The sequence below is a fragment of the Rhizobium sp. SVR5-9E genome, from assembly GCF_056755095.1.
The window spans coordinates 1-271 of sequence record NZ_JBNDHS010000419.1; the positions used below are offsets into that span (position 1 = coordinate 1).

A 271-nucleotide genomic window follows, 5' to 3' on the forward strand; every position below is an offset into this window, starting at 1 on the left:
GCCCGGCACTGCCCCCGGCATGGTCCTTCGGCCTGTGGCTCACGACTTCGTTTACCACTAACTACGATGAAGCCACGGTGAACAGCTTTATTGATGGCATGGCGGAGCGCGACCTGCCGCTGCATGTCTTCCACTTCGACTGCTTCTGGATGAAGGCCGTCCAGTGGTGTGATTTTGAGTGGGACCCGGTGACCTTCCCGGATCCGGAAGGGATGATCCGCCGCCTGAAGGAGAAAGGGCTGAAGGTTTGCGTGTGGATTAACCCGTACAT

The 271-nt window shown here is 58.3% G+C and carries 1 protein-coding gene; it reads left to right on the plus strand.

Annotation, left to right across the window (positions count from 1 at the left end; translation table 11 throughout):
* The coding region (locus ACPYOJ_RS35445; protein WP_481420401.1) for a TIM-barrel domain-containing protein at window positions 1–271 on the plus strand (271 nt) is incomplete at both ends.